Here is a 20,441-nt window from a genome sequence, read left to right as displayed (position 1 = left end):
TTAATCAAGAAGCAGAATAAAAAATTTGATATTTTGAAAACAAATAAAAAGGAGAATTTGTTATGAAGAAAAATTTAAAAAAATTATGTTTGCTAATGGTAGTATTAGCAATGGGAGTAGTAACTTATGCAAATGGAAGAGCAACTGCTCAAAATAACACTCAAGCTGTTACACAAAGTGAAGAATTTCCAGGCGGATTAGCAAAAGGAATAGATCAGAAATTTACTACAGATGGAAAGTTGCATGCAGAAAAGTTTTTGAATAAAACACTTAGTTATACAGATACAGCTGATACTTTTAAAATTCAAAAAGACAGCAAAGGATATTTTGTTACAAAATATATCGATGAATCTCTAGAGCAAGACAGTTCTGATTCAATAAAAGAAGAAAAAGTAAGATTAAGATTAGAAAAGAAAGTATTTCTTAGAGAAGTAGCCAAAGATGGGGATTACGCTTATGCTTACGACACAAAACTTAAAAAAGTAGTAATAATAAATCCACATAACAATTATAGAATAATGACTGTAGTTGATTAAAAAAAGGGAGAGTGTCCAAAATTTTGTGTAAACTCAAAATATAATATATGGTACAGGATGGTAGTTTTATCATCCTGTTTTTAAATTCTTCCTTCAAAATAAATATAAATCATGAACAACCACATAGTGTAAAAAATTATTTGTGGTTTGAATATGTGCTATTATAGGAAAAGACACACTATTATCAATTTTTTTATCCTCAACTTTCACTGCCTTTGAATCAAATCCCAAATAATCAAGCCCTTTTATCATTCCCGCAAGATTAGTTCCGTTTTTATCTGTTCCTAATATTTGCCGTAACTTGGCAATTGAAAAATTTGAATTATATTGCTTAGCTATTGTTAATATACAGGCAGCTCCACAATCATTCTCATCCTTCTGTAAAACTTAAATATCGGAAAAGTCTTTTTCCCCCTCTCTCTCTTTAAAAATAAAGAGTTCCTAAAAACTAGAAACTCTCTATTCAAATAAAATTTTTATTAAGATTAGGTTAAAGACTATAATTTTATAATAAATACGTATTTATTTAATCTATCTGTTAATTTTAAGAAACTTTAATATAATTTTTCCAAGCAATCCAACAACAGCACCTGTAATTGCAGCTGTTATTAAACCTATAACCCATCCATATTCATCAATTATTCTACCACCAATTATGGCTGAAGATATTGAAGCCATTATAACTATCATATTTTGATATTTCTTATTCATAAATTTTACCTCCTTAAAAATTTCGATTACCATCCTAATTTGAAAGCTCCTCTATCAAAAGTATATCCTACTCCTCCTGCAAAAGAGCCTTCAATAGTTGATGTCTAAAATATAAAATATTTCTAAATTAATAATTCAAATAAAATGCTTCTTTCAACTCTTCATAATTTTTTGATCCACCCAAATCTTTTTGGATTCTTGAATTTTGGATAATCAAGTTGTATGGAACAGTTTTTACTTTGAAGGCTGTCATAAGAGTATTTGTAGCGTCGTAATACACAGGGAAAGTAAATTTACTATCTTCTACATATTTTTTAGTTGCTGATAAGTTTGTTTTTCTTCTTGTGAATACAACTACAACATTTATATTATCTTTATTTTCTTCGTAAAATTTTTGTACATCAGCTAATTCACGTTGACAATAAGGACACCATTCAGCCGCAAAAATTAAAAGTGTTGGTTTTCCATCTCCAAATATTTTTTTACTTTTAGTATATTTCCCATGAAAATCTCTTAATTCAAAATTTGGTAATTTTGCACCTTCTGTTACATCAACATCAAGAGGCTTTGCATTTGCGAATCCGAAAATACATGTCATAAATAATGAAATAATAATCAATAATTTTTTCATTTTTATCCCTTCTTTCTTATTTTTTTTATTTAAAATATTTTATAAAGTTTATCATATTAATATATATTTTCAATTATATTTAACTTTTTAAATCCTAATTTCGCTATATTTCTTACAAACAATCCACAAGTTAAAAGAAAAAAACTAAAATAATAGGATAAACTAAACAAAGACAAAAATATTTATATTAAAATATATCTAATTAAAAAAGAGGTGAATATGAAAAAAGTACTATTAATATTGTCATTATTTATTTTTTGTTATTGCTTCTCAAATACAAATGTAAAAGACAATAAGAATTCAAAAGTTGAAAATACAAAAAAATATGTTTCAGGAAGTGAAATTTATCGTGACAGAATGAGAGATTTAATTCGTGAAGTGCGTTCAAATACAACAAAGAATAAATATTTAATCACACAAAATGGGAATTTGTTGTATTATCGTAATAATCAAATAGACAAGGATTTTTTTAATGTTACGAACGGAACTACACAAGAATCACTTTATTATGGAGAAGGTCTAAAATTGTCGCATCCGACTAAAAAGGAGTCAAATGAGTTTCTTTTGAGTATTTTAAATCCAATTAGAAAAGCAGGGAAACCAATTTTTGCGATAAATTATGGAGTAGGGAATAAATTGAGAGAAGATTTGTTGGTAAAATCTAATCAAACAAATATTATAAATGAATTGTTACCATCATTTGGAGCTGAAAAAGCATATATGCCAATACAAAATTTTAATTCGAATAATATAAATTCTTTGAATGATGTAAAAAATTTCTTGGTGTTATTAAATCCAAAAGAATTTAGAGATGTTGATGATTTTTATAATTATTTGAAAAATACTGATTATGATTTGTTGTTAATCGAGCCTTCACATAGTGGAAAATATATGACAAAAGAGCAAATAGAATCATTGAAGAGAAAGAAAAATGGAGCTAAGAGAATAGTGATAGCATATTTTAGTATTGGAGAAGCTGGAGGATACAGAGATTCCTGGAAGCCTGAATGGAAAAATAAAGCTACAAGACCTAGTTGGATTGTGGGAGAAAATCCAAATTGGGCAGACGATTACATTGTAAAATATTGGAGTCCTGAATGGAGAAAAATCGTAAAAGATTATCAAAAACGATTAGATGATATGGGTGTAGACGGTTATATGCTTGATACAGTTGACACATACTATAATTTTGAAGTTAAATCTGAAAAAAGCGGAGAAATTATAAATTAATTATTTAGTTAATAACTTTATAACAAAGAGAAAACCACCTTTTGATTAGGATTGCATGATATAATGCAACAGGTTTTCTCTTTTTTGTTAATTAAGAAAAAGTAAATTTTAGTTTTTAGCAAAAGGAGAGGTTTAAATTGGAATTAAGAAAAATAAAATCAATAAAACAAATTAGAAATATTTACAAATTATATCAAAATTCGTTTCCAAAAGAGGAAAAAAAGCCATTTGGATTAATATTAATCGGAGTATTGAGAGGGAATTTTGAGATCTTTTCAATCGAGAAGAAAAAAACTGATGAGAAAAATAGAGATTCGTATGAGTTTAAAGGTTTAGCAATTGCATTGAAACATGAGGACTTGGTTTTGCTAGATTATTTGGCAATAACTGAAGAAGCTAGAAGTTATGGATACGGCTCTAAAACGCTATCTTTTTTGAAAGAATATTACAAAAATTATCGTTTTTTTCTTGAGATTGAAAATGCTGAGGATGAAAATGCTAAAAATTACGAAGAGCGTCAAAATCGAAAGAAATTTTATTTGAAAAATGGATTTTCGCCATTTCCTTTCAATGTTGACTTATTTGGAATTGAGATGGAAATTTTAGGATACAATTGTTCTTGCGAATTTTCAGAATATCTTGAACTTTACAAAAATCAATTTGGTGGAATTATGAAAAAGAAAATTTCAGAAAATATTTTTTTAGTGGAAAAATAATTAAAAATTGTTGTATTATCGAAATATTTGTATAACAAATATGGTATAATAGTTAAAGTAATTTTATGAAAAGTGATTGACAAATAGTTGTGATCTTGATAAGATTTTTGATTTTAGAAAAGGAGGGAGCTATGAAATTTGAAATTAAATGGAAAAGAGCTTATGAAAAAATTGGAGAAGCAGATGGTTTTAGAATATTAGTTGATAAATTGTGGCCTAGAGGGTTAAAAAAGGAAGATGCGAAAATCGATTATTGGGCAAAAATTATTACGCCATCGAAGGAATTAAGACAAAATTATCATAAAGGAATTATCGATTTTGAAAATTTTTCTGAAAAATATAGAAAAGAATTGGAAGAAAATTCGGATTTTAAGGAATTTGAGGGTATAATATTGGAAGAGTTGAAGAAGGGAAATGTGACAATGGTTTATGCGAGTAGAACTCCAGAATTGAGCCATATTCCTGTATTAAAGAAATTTATTGAGGAAAAGTTGGGAAAATAGTTGAAATTTAAAAAGTATTTTGAGTGTTGCATAGAAAAAGTTTGAAAATAAAGAAGTTAAATAAGAAATAAAGAGTAAATTTTTTATTAAAATAAATAGGAGAATAAAAAGAAAGGAAAGTGAAATATGAAAAAAGGTAAATTTTACGGTATTGGAGTAGGAGTAGGAGATCCTGAAAATATAACGGTTAAAGCGACGAAAAAATTGCATGAGGTGGATGTAATTGTATTGCCTGAGGCAAAAAGTGGAGAAGGAAGCACGGCTTTTAATATTGTAAGAGAATATTTGAAACCTGGTGTAGAGCAAATGTTTTTGGAATTTCCGATGATAAAAGATGTGGAAGCGAGAAAAGTTTTTAGAAAAAATAATGCTGATAAAATAAGTGAAGAACTTGAAAAAGGGAAAAATGTGGCATTTTTGACAATTGGAGATCCGATGACTTATAGCACATATACTTATGTTTTGGAGCATATTGCAGATGATGTAGAAGTAGAGACGATTGCTGGAATAACTTCGTTTAATAGCATTGCAGCTAGACTGAATGTGCCTTTGATGATTGGCGATGAAGATTTAAAAGTGGTGTCTGTCAATCGAAAAACTGATATTTACAAGGAAATTGAAAATAATGATAATTTAGTTTTAATGAAAATAAGCAGAAATTTTGAGAAAATTAAAAAGGCGATAATTGAAACAGGAAATAAAGAAAATGCTGTAATTGTTTCAGATTGCGGGAAAGATAATGAAGTTGTTTATTGGGATATTGAGAGTGTGGAGGAAGTTCCTTATTTTTCGACGATGATATTGAAAAAATCAGGGTTTTAAAAATTAAATTTAAGTATTAAGGAGAATGGAATTATTATGAAAAAAATTTTATTTATTTTGTCATTTATAGTGGCAATTCAAGGAATGGCAGAAACGATTGTAAAAGGAACTTACGATACAAAAAAGAAAAGATATGTAGAATTGAGTCAAGATTTTGTCAAAGAAATTAAACTAGATTATGTATTGCCAAGTGATAAAAAAGATTTGGTGACTTACAAAACTGAAAATTTTGATATTGTAGTAAGAAAAAGTGATTTGTTGGAATTATATAATAAAAATAGAGATAAAAAAGAAAAAAATATAAAAGATAGTATTTCGGATAAAGATAAAAAATTGGATTATGTTCGTAATTATATCGCTGAATTAGTGGAAAACGGTAGAGCGACTATTTATGAAAGAAAAACAAAAAAAGAAATAAAAAATATTGTAAAGATAAAATATAATAACAATACTTATTATGATGCTGGAAGAGGTTCAAATTACGATGGTTATAAATTTTATACAGATAAAAGTTTGTCACAGGAAATCATGAAATTTGATATTATAACCCAATTTGGAGTTGCACTTCACAGTAGTTTGGGAGATAATCCGTATAATAGGGAATTGACAGAAAAGGAAAAAGAATATAGAGAAAAAAGTGGAAATCATTTTGAAGAATTAAAAGAACTGTATAAAAAAGCGGTTCAAAATCCGAATATGGAACAAAAAATTAGTTATTAGTAAAAAATATTTGATAAGTTATTTTTGAAATTAATATAAATGGGGGATAAAAATGAGAAAAATTGAAAAAGGAATTGAGAGTAGTATGGTTTATTTTCAAATCAAAGAATTGATGGAAAATGCGAGAAAATAGGTGTCTGTAAAGATTAATAATATTCTTGTGCAGACTTATTGGGAAGTTGGGAAAATTATTATAGAAGATGAGCAGGAAAATAATGAGAGAGCGGAATATGGTAAAAAACTTTTAAAAGAATTGTCGAAAAAATTGACAAAAGAGCACGGAAAGGGATTTTCAAAATCAAATTCATTTAATATGAGAAAATTTTATTTGAAATATCAAAAATTCCAGACAGTATCTGGTTATCTTGAAAATGGGAAAGTCTGGGAAGCGTTTTTTAAGAAAAATGAAAAAATATATTTGAATACAGAAATATCAGTAAGTTTTGAAATAAATGAAATATTATAAAAATGGAAAATTAATTCAAAAAGAAAGAGGTAATTTTATGAAAAAAGTATATTTTATAGGAGCAGGGCCTGGAGATCCTGAATTAATAACAATAAAAGGTCAAAGAATTGTAAAGGAAGCAGATGTCATAATTTATGCGGGTTCGCTTGTGCCTAGAGAAGTTATTGAATGTCATAAAGAAGGAGCGGAAGTTTATAATTCTGCTTCAATGAACTTAGATGAAGTAATGGAAGTTATGATAAAAGCTCAGAAAAATGGAAAATTGGTTGCAAGAGTTCATACTGGGGATCCAAGTATTTTTGGAGCAATAAGGGAACAAATGGATATTTTGGATGAATATGGAATAGAGTATGAAGTCGTGCCAGGAGTGAGTTCATTTGTAGCTGCTGCTGCCGCAATAAAAAAAGAGTTCACATTGCCTGATGTGAGTCAAACAATAATTTGTACAAGATTGGAAGGAAGAACACCTGTTCCTGAAACAGAAAGTCTAGAAAGCCTAGCTTCACACAAATGCTCAATGGCAATATTTTTGTCTGTACAAATGATTGATGAAGTTGTAAAAAGACTATTAAAACATTACGAGAAAACAACTCCAATTGCAATTGTCCAAAGAGCCACTTGGGATGATCAAAAAATCATTATGGGAACATTGGAAAACATTGCTCAAAAAGTGAAAGATGAGAAAATTACGAAAACTGCACAAATTTTAGTTGGAAACTTTATGGGAGATAAATATTCTAAATCTAAACTTTATGATAAGACGTTTTCGCATGAGTTTAGAAGAGGGATTAAAGAATAAAAATTTTGATAAAGTAAAAAAATAAGGAGAATTTTAGATGAAAAAATTATTATTAATCGTATTGTTTACATTTTCGTTACAAATTTTTGGACAAGGTTATGAAGTGACGAAGGGGAAAAATGTTACATTGTCTGCAGAACAGATTGAAATGGAGAATAAAAAGATTGAAGAAAAGATAAAGGATTATATAAATAGAGGTTTTAAAGAGTATTTATCAACATTTTCAGAAGCAGAAAATGCCATGAAAAATCAAAAAAATAATAAATCAGAAGATGTTTATCTTTATAAAACTTTCTTAGAAGCTTATTCACAGATGTTTGATCTTATGGCTGAAAATACTAAAATAGAAGTAAAAAGTATAAAGTATTTATCAAATTCAAAAGCAATTGTAAAATGTGAAATAAAAATACCTTCATTTGATAAATCGGATGATTTAAGTGAAGAGGAAATTGAAAAAAATTTGGCAGAGAAATATAATGCTGATAAATTAAAAAATATGAATGAAAAGGAAATGGCTGCAGAATTTTTGATGTATATGACAGATTTAATGAAAAAAGAACTAAAAGAAAATTCGTCTTATGAAATTACTAAAAAAAATATTACTTTTGAAAAAAAAGGAAATGATTGGAAATCAAAGGAATATGAGGAAATGTTTAAATAAAATAATATAATTTTGGCAATCCTTTTTAGGAAGGAGTCTGGATAAGATTTATAGTTATTATAATACTACATGTTGTGATAATTTTAATCGAACAATTCTAGAAAATAATGTAAAATAAAAGAGGACTTACTTGGCGATTAGTCCTCTTTTTGCTATTCCATGGTTTCTTTATTTTAAAATTATATCATGTAATATTTAAAATTTTAATATTAAAATTTTCTAACACTATTCTAAATCAACATAACTATATGGTATAATATTTTATAAATAAAATAAAAAAGGAGATAAAAGTGATTACAACATTATGTTATTTAGAAAAAGATGAAAAATATCTAATGCTACATAGAACTAAAAAGAAAAATGATATAAATAAAGGAAAATGGCTAGGAATTGGCGGAAAATTGGAAGCTGGGGAAACACCCGAAGAGTGTTTAAAAAGAGAAGTTCAAGAGGAAACTGGCTACAAATTGAATAGTTATGAATTTCGTGGACTTGTGATTTTTAATTACAACAACGATGAGCCACTATTTATGTATCTTTATACAAGTTCGGATTTTTCAGGAAATCAGCATGAATGTGATGAAGGCAACTTAAAATGGATTCCAAAAAAAGAAATTTTTGATTTAAAATTGTGGGAAGGCGACAAAATATTTTTAGAATTATTGTTTAAAAATACGCCATTTTTTTATTTGACTTTAAATTATGAAAACGACAATTTATTGAGTTCAAAATTAGAATTTAAAGAAAAATATAGTTGTTTTGAAGTTTTTGTTCCAGAAAATTATGTGGAAAAAATTGTGGAAAACTTACAAAAATACAATCTTTTGACAGAAGGCTTTTATGCAGATGTTTATTCTACAATTGATGGAATTGGACATTGGAAAACTTTGGAAGGCGGAAATCCTTTTGACGGAGAAGTTGGAAAATCCAGTGTTGCCAATGAAAAAATTATGAAATTTAGAGTGAAAAAAGATTTTCAAGAGTTAGCGTATTATTTGATTAAGGAGGTTCATCCTTATGAAACGCCTGTGATTAATGTGTTTGAGATGGAAGTGTAGAATTTTATGGACTAGAGGGATTTATGAAAATAAAATTATTTAAAATTTTTAAATATTTTAAAGATATAATTTTTTGGAATCGAGAAAAATATAATAAATATTACAAAGCGTTGAAAAAATTTTATCCTGAATATTATTTATCAATAAATGATTATGAAGAAGATGATGTTGATGAAGAGATTGAGGGAACAAACTTAGAAATAGAAAAATTTCAATATTTTAAAAATGGTGAGGTAGAAAAATTATTAAAAGAATATTATGAATCATCAAATATTTCATTTTCCTTTTTGGAAAGAAAAAATTTTTTTGATAAATTGAAAAAAGAATGTACGACACAAGATATAAATAAAATTTACAGTTTGATTTTTGAAGGTGATAAGTGTGTTGAAACTGATAATTTGAGATTTGCGAATAAAATAGATAAAATTTTAAATCAAAATAAATTTGAAAAAGATTTTTTTAAATATAACCTTATGAATAATGGTAAAAGTGAATTGAAGGAAATATTAAAAGAATACGAAGCCAATTCAGAAAAAGGGATAAAAAAATTTATTAAAAAATATTTTTTTCTAAAATATAACAAAATTTTGGGTTTATGTATAAATAGTAATGAAAATATTTTAAAAAATTGGATTTTTTCAAAGCCATTTTTCTTAAATATAGAAAATATGATGTTTAAATATAAATTGAAAAAAATAAGTAATGAAGAAATTTCAGGCTATGTTTTTTATATAACTTTAATTCTTTTATGTCTACAATTTACAGGAATTATGCTTATGTTAATGGGAAGTTTACAAATTAATTATTGGATAATTTCATTAGTTATAGGAATAATCTTCCTTATTTTAGATTGGGATGCACTTATAAATTATAAAGAGATAGAAGGAGGTTTTTCATCAGGAATGACAAATTGTTATTTATTTTTTGAACCAATCATTTATTTAATTTATCATTTAAAATATCAGAATTTTAGTTATGAGAGTTTTTATCAACTTTTAGGATTAAATTTAATATTTATTATATATTTTATTATAAAGCAGAGAATAGTTTATCTTCGTGTAAAAAAAGTATCTAAATATTTTATAGATAGCATTTTTGGAAAAACTTATACGAAAGAACTAATAGTTGAAAATGAAATACAAGAAATTAAAAAATCAGATTTGATAGAAAATTGGATAAAACTTTTAAAAAGTAAACTTTCTAAATTATTATTAAAAAAATATGTATTTAGAAAAGTACCAGAATATGAAGGATTAATTGAAGATTTTATTCATTTTGAATCGGATGATAAAAAGAAAATTTTGGAAATTTTAAAATCTAAAGGAATTATAGAAAAAAGTAAAATACCAAAAAAAGAAAAGAAATTACTGTATAAAAGGTTAAAATTATAGATTTAAAAAATAGAAAAAAGGAGAAAACTTTATGAAAAAATTAATTTATGCAATTACAATTTTTTTAGCAACAAGTTTAGGAGCAAATGCATACACGCTTAGGGAATATGTTCAGGAAACGCTTTCTAAAAAAGGAGTAAAACAAAGTATAATTGATGAAACATCAGACTTTCTATTAGATTCAAGAGGTGAATTATCAATTATTCCACAGAAAGATGAAATTGATGAATTGATTAACAAGGCAGAAGTATTGCTGAAAAAAGATAAAAATAATGTTTTAGTTAGACAATACTTAATAACATTGTATTTAAAAAAAGGTGGGGATAAAAATATTTTAAAAGCACAAAAAATAGGTGAAGAAAATTTACAAGATAAGGAAATTACTGACTTTGAAAAATGGAGTCTGGCAGGTCTCTATTATTATCAAATTGGTCAAAAGGAAAAAGCTCAAGTATATTTTAATAAAATTAAACAAAAATATAAAGATAAACCAGCTGTTTATGATCTAATTGAAATTGCGACTATGGAAATTGATATTCATGGTAAGAGCAAGAATTTTCAGGAATTACTTAATCAAGCATTGGAAAATGAGAAAAAAATGAAGGAAATAAAGGAAATCAGTGATAAGCAAATGAAAAAAATAGTAGTTGTTAAAGATTTTTTTCAGTCAGAAGAAAATAAAAGAGATTTTAAAATTGTAGACGAGTTAGTTTACGGATTTGATTTAACGTTAAATTTTTCAAAAATTAATGAAATATTAGAGAATTATTCGGAAGATTCAAGTGAAGAAAAAACAGAAGTTATAAAAAAAGCGATTGATTATTATTTGAGAAATATTGCAAATAATGAGAAAATGACAGAAGATTCAATAAAGTATAATATTATTCTAGAAAATATGTACTTGAAAATAATGAGGATGGTGGCATCGTTTGATGAAAAAGAAAGCGAAGAGTTTTTAAATAAATTAGAAAAAAGTAAGCTTTATGAAGTTATGAGAAAATTAGAAGAATAAGTTCAAATAAAAAGTTAAAAATTTAGTGATTAGGAGAGATAAAAATGAGAACAGCAGTATATTGCGTAAGCAAAAACGGATACGAAACATGTTTAAAAATAAGAAACAATGTTTATAAAAATTTGCATATTTATGTGTCACAAAGAGTGGCAAATATGCTCAATCTTGAAAGTGAAAATGTGGAAAATTTGTTTGTGATAAATGAGCGAGTGCCAATTTTATTAGAAAAAACATTTGATAAATATGATTTACATATTTTCGTTGCAGCAACTGGAGCAGTTGTGAGAATTATTGAAGGGAAATTTAAAAGCAAGGATACAGACCCAGCTGTTATTACAGTTGATGATCATGCTAATTTTGTGATTTCATTACTTTCAGGACATCTTGGCGGTGCAAATGAAGAATGTAAAAAAATTGCAAATGGAATCGGAGCAATCCCAGTAATTACAACAGCTTCTGACGTCGGTGGAAAAATTGCAGTTGATACATTGTCACAAAAAATTAAAGCAAAATTGGAAAGCTTGGACGATGCTAAAAGAGTGACTTCGCTTATCGTAAATGGAGAAAATGTGAGCATTCATTTGCCAAAAAATATTGTAGGAAACGACAAAAATTGTGCTGGAGCAATAATTATTTCAAACAGAAAAAATATCGAAATTTCTAAAATTATTCCCAAAAATATCATTCTCGGAATCGGCTGTAAAAGAAATACACCAAAAGAAAAAATCATCGAAAAAATAAATTACGTAATGGAAACTCAAAATTTAGAAATGGATTCGATAAAAAAAGCCGCATCCGCTTGGGTAAAATCTGATGAAATTGGACTTTTAGAAGCAATGACTGAATTAAATATTCCAATAGAATTTTTTGAAAAAGAAAAAATTTTGGAAGTAGAAAATTTAGTCGAAGAGCGTTCAGAATTTGTAAAAAATCAAATCGGAGTATATGGCGTTTCCGAGCCTTGTGCGTACTTAGCTTCGAGCAGAAAAGGTAGTTTTTTAGTAAAGAAAGTTAAGATGGAAGGAATTACAATTTCAATTTTTGAAGAAGAAATGTAGGACCAAAAAATTGAGATTGATTTTTATAAAAAATAAATTTCATAAGATTTTCTAATTTAATTTAAAATATTTAGTATCTAGAAACAAGAAACTTAAGGAGAAAATATGAAAAAAATACTTTTTACATTAGCACTATTTTTTATAATAAACTTAAATTTAGCCGCCTTAACAATAAAGGAAAAAATCCAGCAAGATTTATCAAAAACAGGTGTAAAACAAGAAATAATTGATGAAACTGTAAAATTGGATAAGAAATTTGGAGAAGGATTTGTAAATGAGGATGATAAAGATGAGAAGGCAACTGAAAGTAAGGATGAATGGGAAAAACTTTATCAAAAAGATAAAAGAAATTATGTTGCCTTGGAAAGATTAATAGAATCATATTTTTTGACTGAAATACCAAACGATCCTCAGAAGAAAAAATATATTTCAGAATATTTGAAAATGAATATTCCTGAAGATAGAAAAAATTTCGTTTTGGGAAGGGACTTCTGGAATTGTTCTGAAAACAAAAATATAAAAAATGAGTATTTTGAAAAAGTTAAAAGAATTAGCGATAATCAGTATTATTTGAAAACAATAGACTTTTTTGAATATTTATCAAAAGAAACAGAAAATATAAAAGAAGATGGAAATCCTAAGTTAATGAAACAGAAAATAGATGAAATAACGCAAAAAATGGATGAAATTGATAAAATACTTGATAATAAAAATTTGCTAGAAAAATACAGAATTTCTGATGAAGAAGCCTATTCTACTCAATTAAGTTTTTTTATGGTTGGTGGTATTCTAAAAGTGTTTACAGGTGATACTGAAGGAATGGTCAATGATTTTATAAATAAAATTGCAAATAAAAAAATTTCTAAAGAAGTGGCAGAGTATAATCAAAATAAAGAAATAATTACTGCTTTGTTAATCAAAATGACACTGGCTTTTAAAGAATTTTCTGAAGAGGCACCAAAAGAAGGAAAAAACTTTGAAAATTTGATAAAAAGATTGGACGAAACTGAAATGTATAAAAGAATTAATATAAATTCGGCAAATGAATAAAAATAATGTTTTGAATACAAAAGGGGGAATTCAATCACTTCCTTAGATAACAAATTTGTAAATAATTAAATATATTAAAATAAGTATATCCAATAAGGAGAAATAAATTAATAAAAAGAAATTTTGAAGTTTTTCTTAAAGTAGAGATTCAAAAGATTAGATATCACAAAAAGTGATATTTATTCTTAATAATTTATTATTTAAAAAAAATAAAAAAAGTAGTTGACAATTTTTTTTGTTTTTGATATAATACTTCTTGTCGATACGAAAATGTATCATGTACAATAAACAAATAAATAGAAGAAGCATATACCATAAAAGATGTGATAAATAAGGACTTTTAATAATAAAAAAAGTTCCTGTCAATAAGACTTTAAAAGGTGAAAATAAATATTGAATGAAGAGTTTGATCCTGGCTCAGGATGAACGCTGACAGAATGCTTAACACATGCAAGTCAATGGGGAAACGGTGCTTGCACCGTGATAACCATGGCGGACGGGTGAGTAACGCGTAAAGAACTTGCCTCTTAGTCTGGGATAACAGATGGAAACGACTGATAAGACTAGATATTATTAAAGCTTCGCATGAAGCTTTAATGAAAAGAGATGCTAAGAGAGAGCTTTGCGTCCTATTAGTTAGTTGGTGAGGTAACGGCTCACCAAGACGAAGATAGGTAGCCGGTCTGAGAGGATGAACGGCCACAAGGGGACTGAGATACGGCCCTTACTCTTACGGGAGGCAGCAGTGGGGAATATTGGACAATGGAGGAGACTCTGATCCAGCAATTCTGTGTGCACGAAGACGGTTTTCGGATTGTAAAGTGCTTTCAGCAGGGAAGAAGAAAGTGACGGTACCTGCAGAAGAAGCGACGGCTAAATACGTGCCAGCAGCCGCGGTAATACGTATGTCGCAAGCGTTATCCGGAATTATTGGGCATAAAGGGCATCTAGGCGGATATACAAGTCAGGGGTGAAAACTTAGGGCTCAACTCAAAGCTTGCCTTTGAAACTGTATATCTAGAGTGCTGGAGAGGTGGACGGAACTACACGAGTAGAGGTGAAATTCGTAGATATGTGTAGGAATGCCGATGATGAAGATAGTCCACTGGACAGCAACTGACGCTGAAGTGCGAAAGCTAGGGGAGCAAACAGGATTAGATACCCTGGTAGTCCTAGCTGTAAACGATGATTACTGGGTGTGGGCATGAAGAGTGTCTGTGCCGAAGCTAATGCGATAAGTAATCCGCCTGGGGAGTACGACCGCAAGGTTGAAACTCAAAGGAATTGACGGGGACCCGCACAAGCGGTGGAGCATGTGGTTTAATTCGACGCAACGCGAGGAACCTTACCAGATCTTGACATCCTACGTAGGCCTGTGAGAACAGGCTGTGCCTTCGGGAACGTAGAGACAGGTGGTGCATGGCTGTCGACAGCTCGTGTCGTGAGATGTTGGGTTAAGTCCCGCAACGAGCGCAACCCCTATAGTTAGTTACCATCATTAAGTTGGGGACTCTAACTAGACTGCCTGCGAAGAGCAGGAGGAAGGTGGGGATGACGTCAAGTCATCATGCCCCTTATGATCTGGGCTACACACGTGCTACAATGGTTGGTACAAAGAGGAGCAAAACGGTGACGTGGAGCAAAACTAAAAAGCCAATCTAAGTTCGGATTGAAGTCTGCAACTCGACTTCATGAAGTTGGAATCGCTAGTAATCGCAAATCAGCAATGTTGCGGTGAATACGTTCTCGGGTCTTGTACACACCGCCCGTCACACCACGAGAGTTGTTTGCACCTGAAGTTACTGGTTCAACCGTAAGGAGGAAGGTACCTAAGGTGTGGATAGTGATTGGGGTGAAGTCGTAACAAGGTATCCGTACCGGAAGGTGCGGATGGATCACCTCCTTTCTAAGGAGTATATAAATACTAAATCTGTTTGGATTATGTTTCTTCTAGTATAAGGACAATGGGAAATGAATAGTAGGTAAAAAGATTACAATGAAAACAGGAAAACTGTTAGAGTTAGAATAAAAAGCTATTAAGGGCACACGGAGGATGCCTAGGCAACAAAAGCCGATGAAGGACGTGATAAGCTGCGAAAAGCTTGGCGGAGGTGCACATAACCTTTGATGCCAAGATGTCCGAATGGGAAAACCTATATGTGTAGATCACATATGCGAAAGAGGTAAGTCCGTGAACTGAAACATCTAAGTAACGGGAGGAAAAGAAAGTAAAAACGATTCTCTAAGTAGCGGCGAGCGAACGGAGAACAGCCTAAACCATATACATGTAAGTTGGCGACGTTGTGTATATGGGGTAGAGGGACTTTAATAGACTAATAGCCATAAAGTCATTTTACTAGTAGAGTAAGTGGAACACAGCTGGGAAGCTGGACCAAAGAAGGTGATAGTCCTGTAGAACGTAAAACTATTAGTGAAACTTAAAGCACCCGAGTAGCATCAAGCACGAGGAATTTGGTGTGAATCAGCGTGGACCATATCACGTAAGGCTAAATACTTTTGTTGACCGATAGAGAAGAGTACCGTGAGGGAAAGGTGAAAAGAACCCTGAGTAAGGGAGTGAAATAGAATTTGAAACCGTGTGCTTACAAACGGTAGGAGCTCGCAAGAGTGACTGCGTGGATTTTGGTTAATCATCCTGCGAGTTATGATATATGGCAAGGTTAAAAAGAATGGAGCCGAAGGGAAACCGAGTCTTAATAGGGCGACAAGTCGTATGTCATAGACGCGAAACCTAGTGATCTAGGCCTGTCCAGGTTGAAGCTAAGGTAAGACTTAGTGGAGGACCGAACTCACCGCCGTTGAAAAGTTGGGAGATGAGATAGGTCTAGGGGTGAAAAGCCAATCGAACTAGGAGATAGCTCGTTCTCTCCGAAATGCATTTAGGTGCAGCCTTAATTTTAAGATATGTGGGGGTAGAGCACTGTATGATCTAGGGGGCGTATTGCTTACCGAAATCAAGCAAACTACGAATACCATATATTAATGATTAGGAGTGAGTCTATGGATGATAAGGTCCGTGGACAAAAGGGGAACAGCCCAGACCACCAGCTAAGGTCCCTAATTATGTCTAAGTGGGAAAGGAGGTGGATATTCACAGACAACCAGGAGGTTGGCTTAGAAGCAGCCATACCTTAAAAGAGTGCGTAATAGCTCACTGGTCGAGAGTATCTGCGCCGAAGATGTAACGGGGCTAAGACATAAACCGAAGCTGTGGAAGATGCTTTCGCATCTTGGTAGGAGAGCGTTCTGTAAGCCGATGAAGGCAGGCTGCAAGGCCTGCTGGAGGTATCAGAAGTGAGAATGCAGGAATGAGTAGCGAGAAGGCGGGTGAGAATCCCGCCGGCCGGAAGTCCAAGGTTTCCAGGGGAAGGTTTGTCCGCCCTGGGGAAGTCGGGACCTAAGCCGAGGCTAAGGAGCGTAGGCGAATGGAAAATAGGTTAATATTCCTATACCACTTAATTAACGTTTTTACTGATGGAGTGACGCAGGAAGGTATGTGAGAAGGCTGACGGTTTAGCCTTTCTAAGGAAATAGCGTGGGCATATAGGCAAATCCGTATGCTTAAACGTGAGAACTGATGGGTAAGCACCTCTTGGTGTAAGTCACAAATCCTACACTGCCAAGAAAAACTTCTAAGGAGGAGATTAAGTGCCCGTACTGTAAACCGACACAGGTGGACAGAGTGAGAAACTTAAGGCCGACAGGCTAACTCTAGCTAAGGAACTCTGCAAAATAGCCCCGTAACTTCGGGAGAAGGGGTGCCTATATTACTTGAGAAGAGAAACACTTCAAGGGGAAATAGGTCGCAGTGAAGAGTCTCAAGCAACTGTTTACCAAAAACACAGGTCTATGCTAAGCTGAAAGGCGACGTATATGGGCTGACACCTGCCCAGTGCCGGAAGGTTAAGAGGAGGATTGAGAGATCCGAATTGAAGCCCCGGTGAACGGCGGCCGTAACTATAACGGTCCTAAGGTAGCGAAATTCCTTGTCGGGTAAGTTCCGACCTGCACGAATGGTGAAATGATTTGAGAGCTGTCTTGGCTGGAGGCCTGGTGAAGTTGTAATGTCGGTGAAGATACCGACTACCTGCAGTAGGACGGAAAGACCCCGTGGAGCTTTACTGTAGCTTGGCATTGGGTTTTGGCAATGTGTGTATAGGATAGTTGGGAGACTATGAAGTAATGGCGTCAGTTGTTACAGAGTCGCTGTTGGAATACCAACCATATGTTGTTGAAATTCTAATCTGGTAACGGAGACAGTGCTAGGTGGGCAGTTTGACTGGGGCGGTCGCCTCCAAAAGAGTAACGGAGGCGTTCAAAGGTTCCCTCAGGTTGGATGGAAATCAACCTAAGAGTGCAAACGCATAAGGGAGCTTGACTGCGAGACTGACGGGTCGAGCAGGTACGAAAGTAGGAGTTAGTGATCCGGTGGTTCCGTATGGAAGGGCCATCGCTCAACGGATAAAAGCTACCCCGGGGATAACAGGCTGATACTTCCCAAGAGTCCATATCGACGGAAGTGTTTGGCACCTCGATGTCGGCTCGTCTCATCCTGGGGCTGGAGAAGGTCCCAAGGGTTGGGCTGTTCGCCCATTAAAGAGGCACGCGAGCTGGGTTCAGAACGTCGTGAGACAGTTCGGTCCCTATCCACTGCAGGCGCTAGAATATTGAAAAGATCTGTCCTTAGTACGAGAGGACCGGGATGGACAAACCTCTGATGTATCAGTTGTCACGCCAGTGGCATGGCTGAGTAGTCACGTTTGGAAGGGATAATCGCTGAAAGCATCTAAGTGAGAAGCCCACTTTGAGATGAGTGTTCTTTTAGTATCCATCGAGAACAGGTGGTGATAGGCTGGAGGTGTAAGTATAGAGATATATTTAGCTGACCAGTACTAATATTACGAAAGCTTTTAATATTCTTTTTACCGTACTATTTATTTCTCATTGTCTTTATTAAATTTTAAGTTTGGTGACAATAGCGACAGGGATACACCTGGTTACATTTCGAACCCAGTAGTTAAGTCTGTTTACGCCGAAGATACTTAGAGCTGTCTAGGGAAAATAGGAAATTGCCAAACTTTTTAATATATATTCTTATTAAAAAAGAGTGTCTCCGTAGCTCAGCTGGTTAGAGCATCTGACTGTTAATCAGAGGGTCGTTGGTTCGAGTCCAACCGGGGACGCCATTTTTTTATTTGTAAAAATAATCAAATGATAATTGAAATAGTGCTAATATTTATAAATTAAAAAATGAATAAAGATAAATACTAGAACCTATTTAGAATAAAATTACTAAAATTATATAAATTTAGATTTTGAGTAAATAACTATTGTTTTTGAATTTGGTTTTAAAGCAGTTTTAGTATATAAAAAATAAAAATATATAAGAAAATAGAAATAAAAGATTTGATAAAAGAAAGAAACTAAATAAATATAAATTTTAGAAGTGACAGTTGACAGTTGAAAAGATAAAAAAATAGAGTAACATTAAATTTAAAAAGTTACTCTATTTTTTTATCTTGTATTTAAAGAAATAATTTTTTATTCTTCAATTTCTGTAAATAACCATTTGTAACATAATGCAGCTAAGGCACCACCTATTAGAGGGGCTATGATAAATACCCATACTGATATTAAAGATTCTCCACCCATGAATAATGCTGGTCCGAAACTTCTTGCTGGATTTACAGATGTTCCTGTAAAGTGAATTCCGAAAATGTGGATTAGAGTTAATGATAATCCGATTACTAATCCTGCAATTGCACTATTTGAAATTTTTGAAGTAACTCCTAGGATTACGAATACGAATACAAATGTTAAAATGATTTCGATTAATAATGATTTTCCGATACTTGAATCAAATAATCCGTTTGTACCTAGTCCGTGTTCTTTTCCGATTAATGACATTAAAATGAATGCTCCACATATTCCTCCTAAAAATTGAGCGATAACATATCCAATAAAATCTTTGACGTTCATTTTGCCTGATAATAAAAATCCTATTGAAACTGCGGGATTGATGTGACATCCTGAAATATTTCCGATTGAATAAGCCATTGCTACGATTGATAATCCGAATGCAAAGGCTGTTGCTAAGTAGGCGACGTTTGCTTCACTACCTTTTGTGCCTAAAACTGCTGCAGTTCCACAACCGAATAAAACTAAAACTGCGGTACCAATAAATTCTGCTACATATTTTTTCATGTACTTTCTTCCTTTCTTTTTGTTTTTTAATAAATTTGATGAAATAAAAAATTTAGGATATTTTTTATTATAAATTTTTTTTCAAGTTGAATTATATATTTTTGATAAAAAATTTATAAAAAAGAAATTTTTTAAAAGACTGTCTCATAAGATCAATTTAATTATTATATTTTAATATTTCTTCAAACTAATAGAAATAGTATTTTTAAATATAGTAAACTTACTTTAAAAATAAACTCAAAATTTATGGCTACTTACTTAAAATTAGAATTTATACAATTTTAGTAGTTTGATTTTAAATGGTTTGAATATATTTAAAAAGATGTAATATTTATTAATAATATTATTTTATGATTTATGAGACAGCAGTTTTATTTTCCTAAAATTTGTTTTATCATTAGTTTTTTAAAAGTATAAAAACTTAAAATATTAAACATATTAATAAACTTTACCTGTATTTGCATCAATGGTATAGTTGTATTCTTTTCCATTTACGAAAAATTGGATATTATAAACAGATTTACCATTTGATGTATTTAATTTTATTTTTGTGAAAGTTGCATTATTTTCTAAAACTTTTGCATGGTTTAAAGCTATTTTTTTTGCGGCTTCAGAAGTTAAATTGGTACTTGCTTTTCCAATTTTTGTGTAACTAGCCAAAGTATAATTCTTGGATTTTTTTAAATTATTTGAACTAAATCCAATACAGGTAACTAAAGTTAATCCCAAAAAAGTGATATTAAAAATTTTTTTCATTACTCCTCCAAATTAAATAAAAGTTATCAAAGTTACATTATTTATTAACTTCTGTTTTTTATCAATAGTAGTTTTAGGTAAATTAATAGTTATTGT

At 30.9% G+C, this 20,441-nt stretch carries 17 protein-coding genes, 1 tRNA gene, 3 rRNA genes and 2 pseudogenes; 18 read left to right on the top strand and 5 right to left on the bottom strand.

Annotation, left to right across the window (positions count from 1 at the left end; genetic code table 11):
- Positions 1–62 precede the first annotated feature (62 nt).
- Positions 63–536, top strand: a complete 474-nt coding sequence (locus J4863_RS07735; RefSeq protein ID WP_178937026.1) for a pantothenate kinase — start codon at positions 63–65, stop codon at positions 534–536.
- 93 nt (positions 537–629) lie between these two features.
- On the opposite strand, the pseudogene J4863_RS09545 reads toward J4863_RS07735, so the two are convergent.
- From J4863_RS09545 to J4863_RS07720, 3 genes and pseudogenes are all read right to left on the bottom strand, one after another.
- A pseudogene (locus tag J4863_RS09545) lies at positions 630–911 on the bottom strand (cysteine peptidase family C39 domain-containing protein); the annotation flags it as partial.
- A 156-nt stretch (positions 912–1,067) separates the two neighbouring features.
- Entirely contained in the window at positions 1,068–1,247 is a 180-nt protein-coding gene (locus J4863_RS07725) for a hypothetical protein (RefSeq protein WP_060918504.1), read from the bottom strand.
- A 127-nt stretch (positions 1,248–1,374) separates the two neighbouring features.
- The gene (locus tag J4863_RS07720; RefSeq protein WP_211618174.1) at positions 1,375–1,878 is read right to left on the bottom strand and encodes a TlpA disulfide reductase family protein; all 504 of its coding nucleotides are present in this window, start codon (positions 1,876–1,878) and stop codon (positions 1,375–1,377) included.
- Between the two features lie 219 nt (positions 1,879–2,097).
- Between J4863_RS07720 and J4863_RS07715 the strand changes: the two genes are divergently transcribed.
- The 17 genes and pseudogenes from J4863_RS07715 (at position 2,098) to J4863_RS07635 (ending at position 18,571) form a co-directional block, all read left to right on the top strand.
- Entirely contained in the window at positions 2,098–3,108 is a 1,011-nt protein-coding gene (locus J4863_RS07715) for an endo alpha-1,4 polygalactosaminidase (RefSeq protein ID WP_211618173.1), read from the top strand.
- Between the two features lie 137 nt (positions 3,109–3,245).
- Positions 3,246–3,824, top strand: coding sequence for a hypothetical protein (locus J4863_RS07710; protein WP_211618172.1), 579 nt, complete (start codon positions 3,246–3,248; stop codon positions 3,822–3,824).
- A 131-nt stretch (positions 3,825–3,955) separates the two neighbouring features.
- Positions 3,956–4,327, top strand: a complete 372-nt coding sequence (locus tag J4863_RS07705) for a DUF488 domain-containing protein (protein ID WP_211618171.1) — start codon at positions 3,956–3,958, stop codon at positions 4,325–4,327.
- Positions 4,328–4,453: 126 nt separating this feature from the next.
- Entirely contained in the window at positions 4,454–5,149 is a 696-nt protein-coding gene (gene cobI / locus J4863_RS07700) for a precorrin-2 C(20)-methyltransferase (RefSeq protein WP_211618170.1), read from the top strand.
- 36 nt (positions 5,150–5,185) lie between these two features.
- The gene (locus J4863_RS07695) at positions 5,186–5,869 is read left to right on the top strand and encodes a hypothetical protein (protein WP_211618169.1); all 684 of its coding nucleotides are present in this window, start codon (positions 5,186–5,188) and stop codon (positions 5,867–5,869) included.
- Between the two features lie 52 nt (positions 5,870–5,921).
- A pseudogene (locus tag J4863_RS07690) lies at positions 5,922–6,237 on the top strand (DUF1016 N-terminal domain-containing protein); the annotation flags it as partial.
- Between the two features lie 135 nt (positions 6,238–6,372).
- Complete coding sequence (cobM, locus tag J4863_RS07685) at positions 6,373–7,134, top strand: precorrin-4 C(11)-methyltransferase (RefSeq protein ID WP_211618168.1); 762 nt, start codon at positions 6,373–6,375, stop codon at positions 7,132–7,134.
- Between the two features lie 37 nt (positions 7,135–7,171).
- Positions 7,172–7,795: a hypothetical protein gene (locus J4863_RS07680; RefSeq protein WP_211618167.1), complete on the top strand. Its 624-nt coding sequence runs from the start codon at positions 7,172–7,174 to the stop codon at positions 7,793–7,795.
- A gap of 290 nt (positions 7,796–8,085) precedes the next feature.
- A complete protein-coding gene (locus J4863_RS07675) occupies positions 8,086–8,853 on the top strand; it encodes an NUDIX domain-containing protein (protein ID WP_211618166.1) in 768 nt (255 codons plus the stop codon).
- A gap of 23 nt (positions 8,854–8,876) precedes the next feature.
- Entirely contained in the window at positions 8,877–10,244 is a 1,368-nt protein-coding gene (locus J4863_RS07670; RefSeq protein ID WP_211618165.1) for a hypothetical protein, read from the top strand.
- 31 nt (positions 10,245–10,275) lie between these two features.
- Entirely contained in the window at positions 10,276–11,256 is a 981-nt protein-coding gene (locus J4863_RS07665; RefSeq protein ID WP_211618164.1) for a hypothetical protein, read from the top strand.
- 44 nt (positions 11,257–11,300) lie between these two features.
- A complete protein-coding gene (gene cbiG, locus J4863_RS07660) occupies positions 11,301–12,314 on the top strand; it encodes a cobalt-precorrin 5A hydrolase (protein WP_211618163.1) in 1,014 nt (337 codons plus the stop codon).
- Positions 12,315–12,419: 105 nt separating this feature from the next.
- Positions 12,420–13,364, top strand: a complete 945-nt coding sequence (locus tag J4863_RS07655; RefSeq protein ID WP_249111507.1) for a hypothetical protein — start codon at positions 12,420–12,422, stop codon at positions 13,362–13,364.
- A 394-nt stretch (positions 13,365–13,758) separates the two neighbouring features.
- Positions 13,759–15,270, top strand: a 16S ribosomal RNA gene (locus J4863_RS07650).
- Between the two features lie 120 nt (positions 15,271–15,390).
- Positions 15,391–18,301: ribosomal RNA gene (locus tag J4863_RS07645) — 23S ribosomal RNA — on the top strand.
- A gap of 49 nt (positions 18,302–18,350) precedes the next feature.
- Positions 18,351–18,463 (top strand): 5S ribosomal RNA (gene rrf, locus J4863_RS07640).
- Together the 16S, 23S and 5S rRNA genes with 1 tRNA gene alongside form the textbook arrangement of a ribosomal RNA operon.
- Before the next feature lie 31 nt (positions 18,464–18,494).
- Positions 18,495–18,571, top strand: a tRNA-Asn gene (locus J4863_RS07635).
- A 355-nt stretch (positions 18,572–18,926) separates the two neighbouring features.
- On the opposite strand, the gene J4863_RS07630 is transcribed toward J4863_RS07635, so the two are convergent.
- Complete coding sequence (locus tag J4863_RS07630; protein ID WP_211618162.1) at positions 18,927–19,589, bottom strand: MIP/aquaporin family protein; 663 nt, start codon at positions 19,587–19,589, stop codon at positions 18,927–18,929.
- Between the two features lie 438 nt (positions 19,590–20,027).
- Positions 20,028–20,345 carry a PepSY domain-containing protein gene (locus J4863_RS07625; RefSeq protein ID WP_211618161.1) on the bottom strand — a complete coding sequence of 106 codons (318 nt, stop codon included), beginning with the start codon at positions 20,343–20,345 and terminating at the stop codon, positions 20,028–20,030.
- Positions 20,346–20,441 lie beyond the last annotated feature (96 nt).

It is taken from the genome of Leptotrichia sp. oral taxon 221 (genome assembly GCF_018128245.1).
GTDB lineage: Bacteria > Fusobacteriota > Fusobacteriia > Fusobacteriales > Leptotrichiaceae > JABCPH02.
The sequence above is the reverse complement of the archived record's forward strand: the minus strand, read 5'-3'. Positions and strand labels throughout refer to the sequence as shown.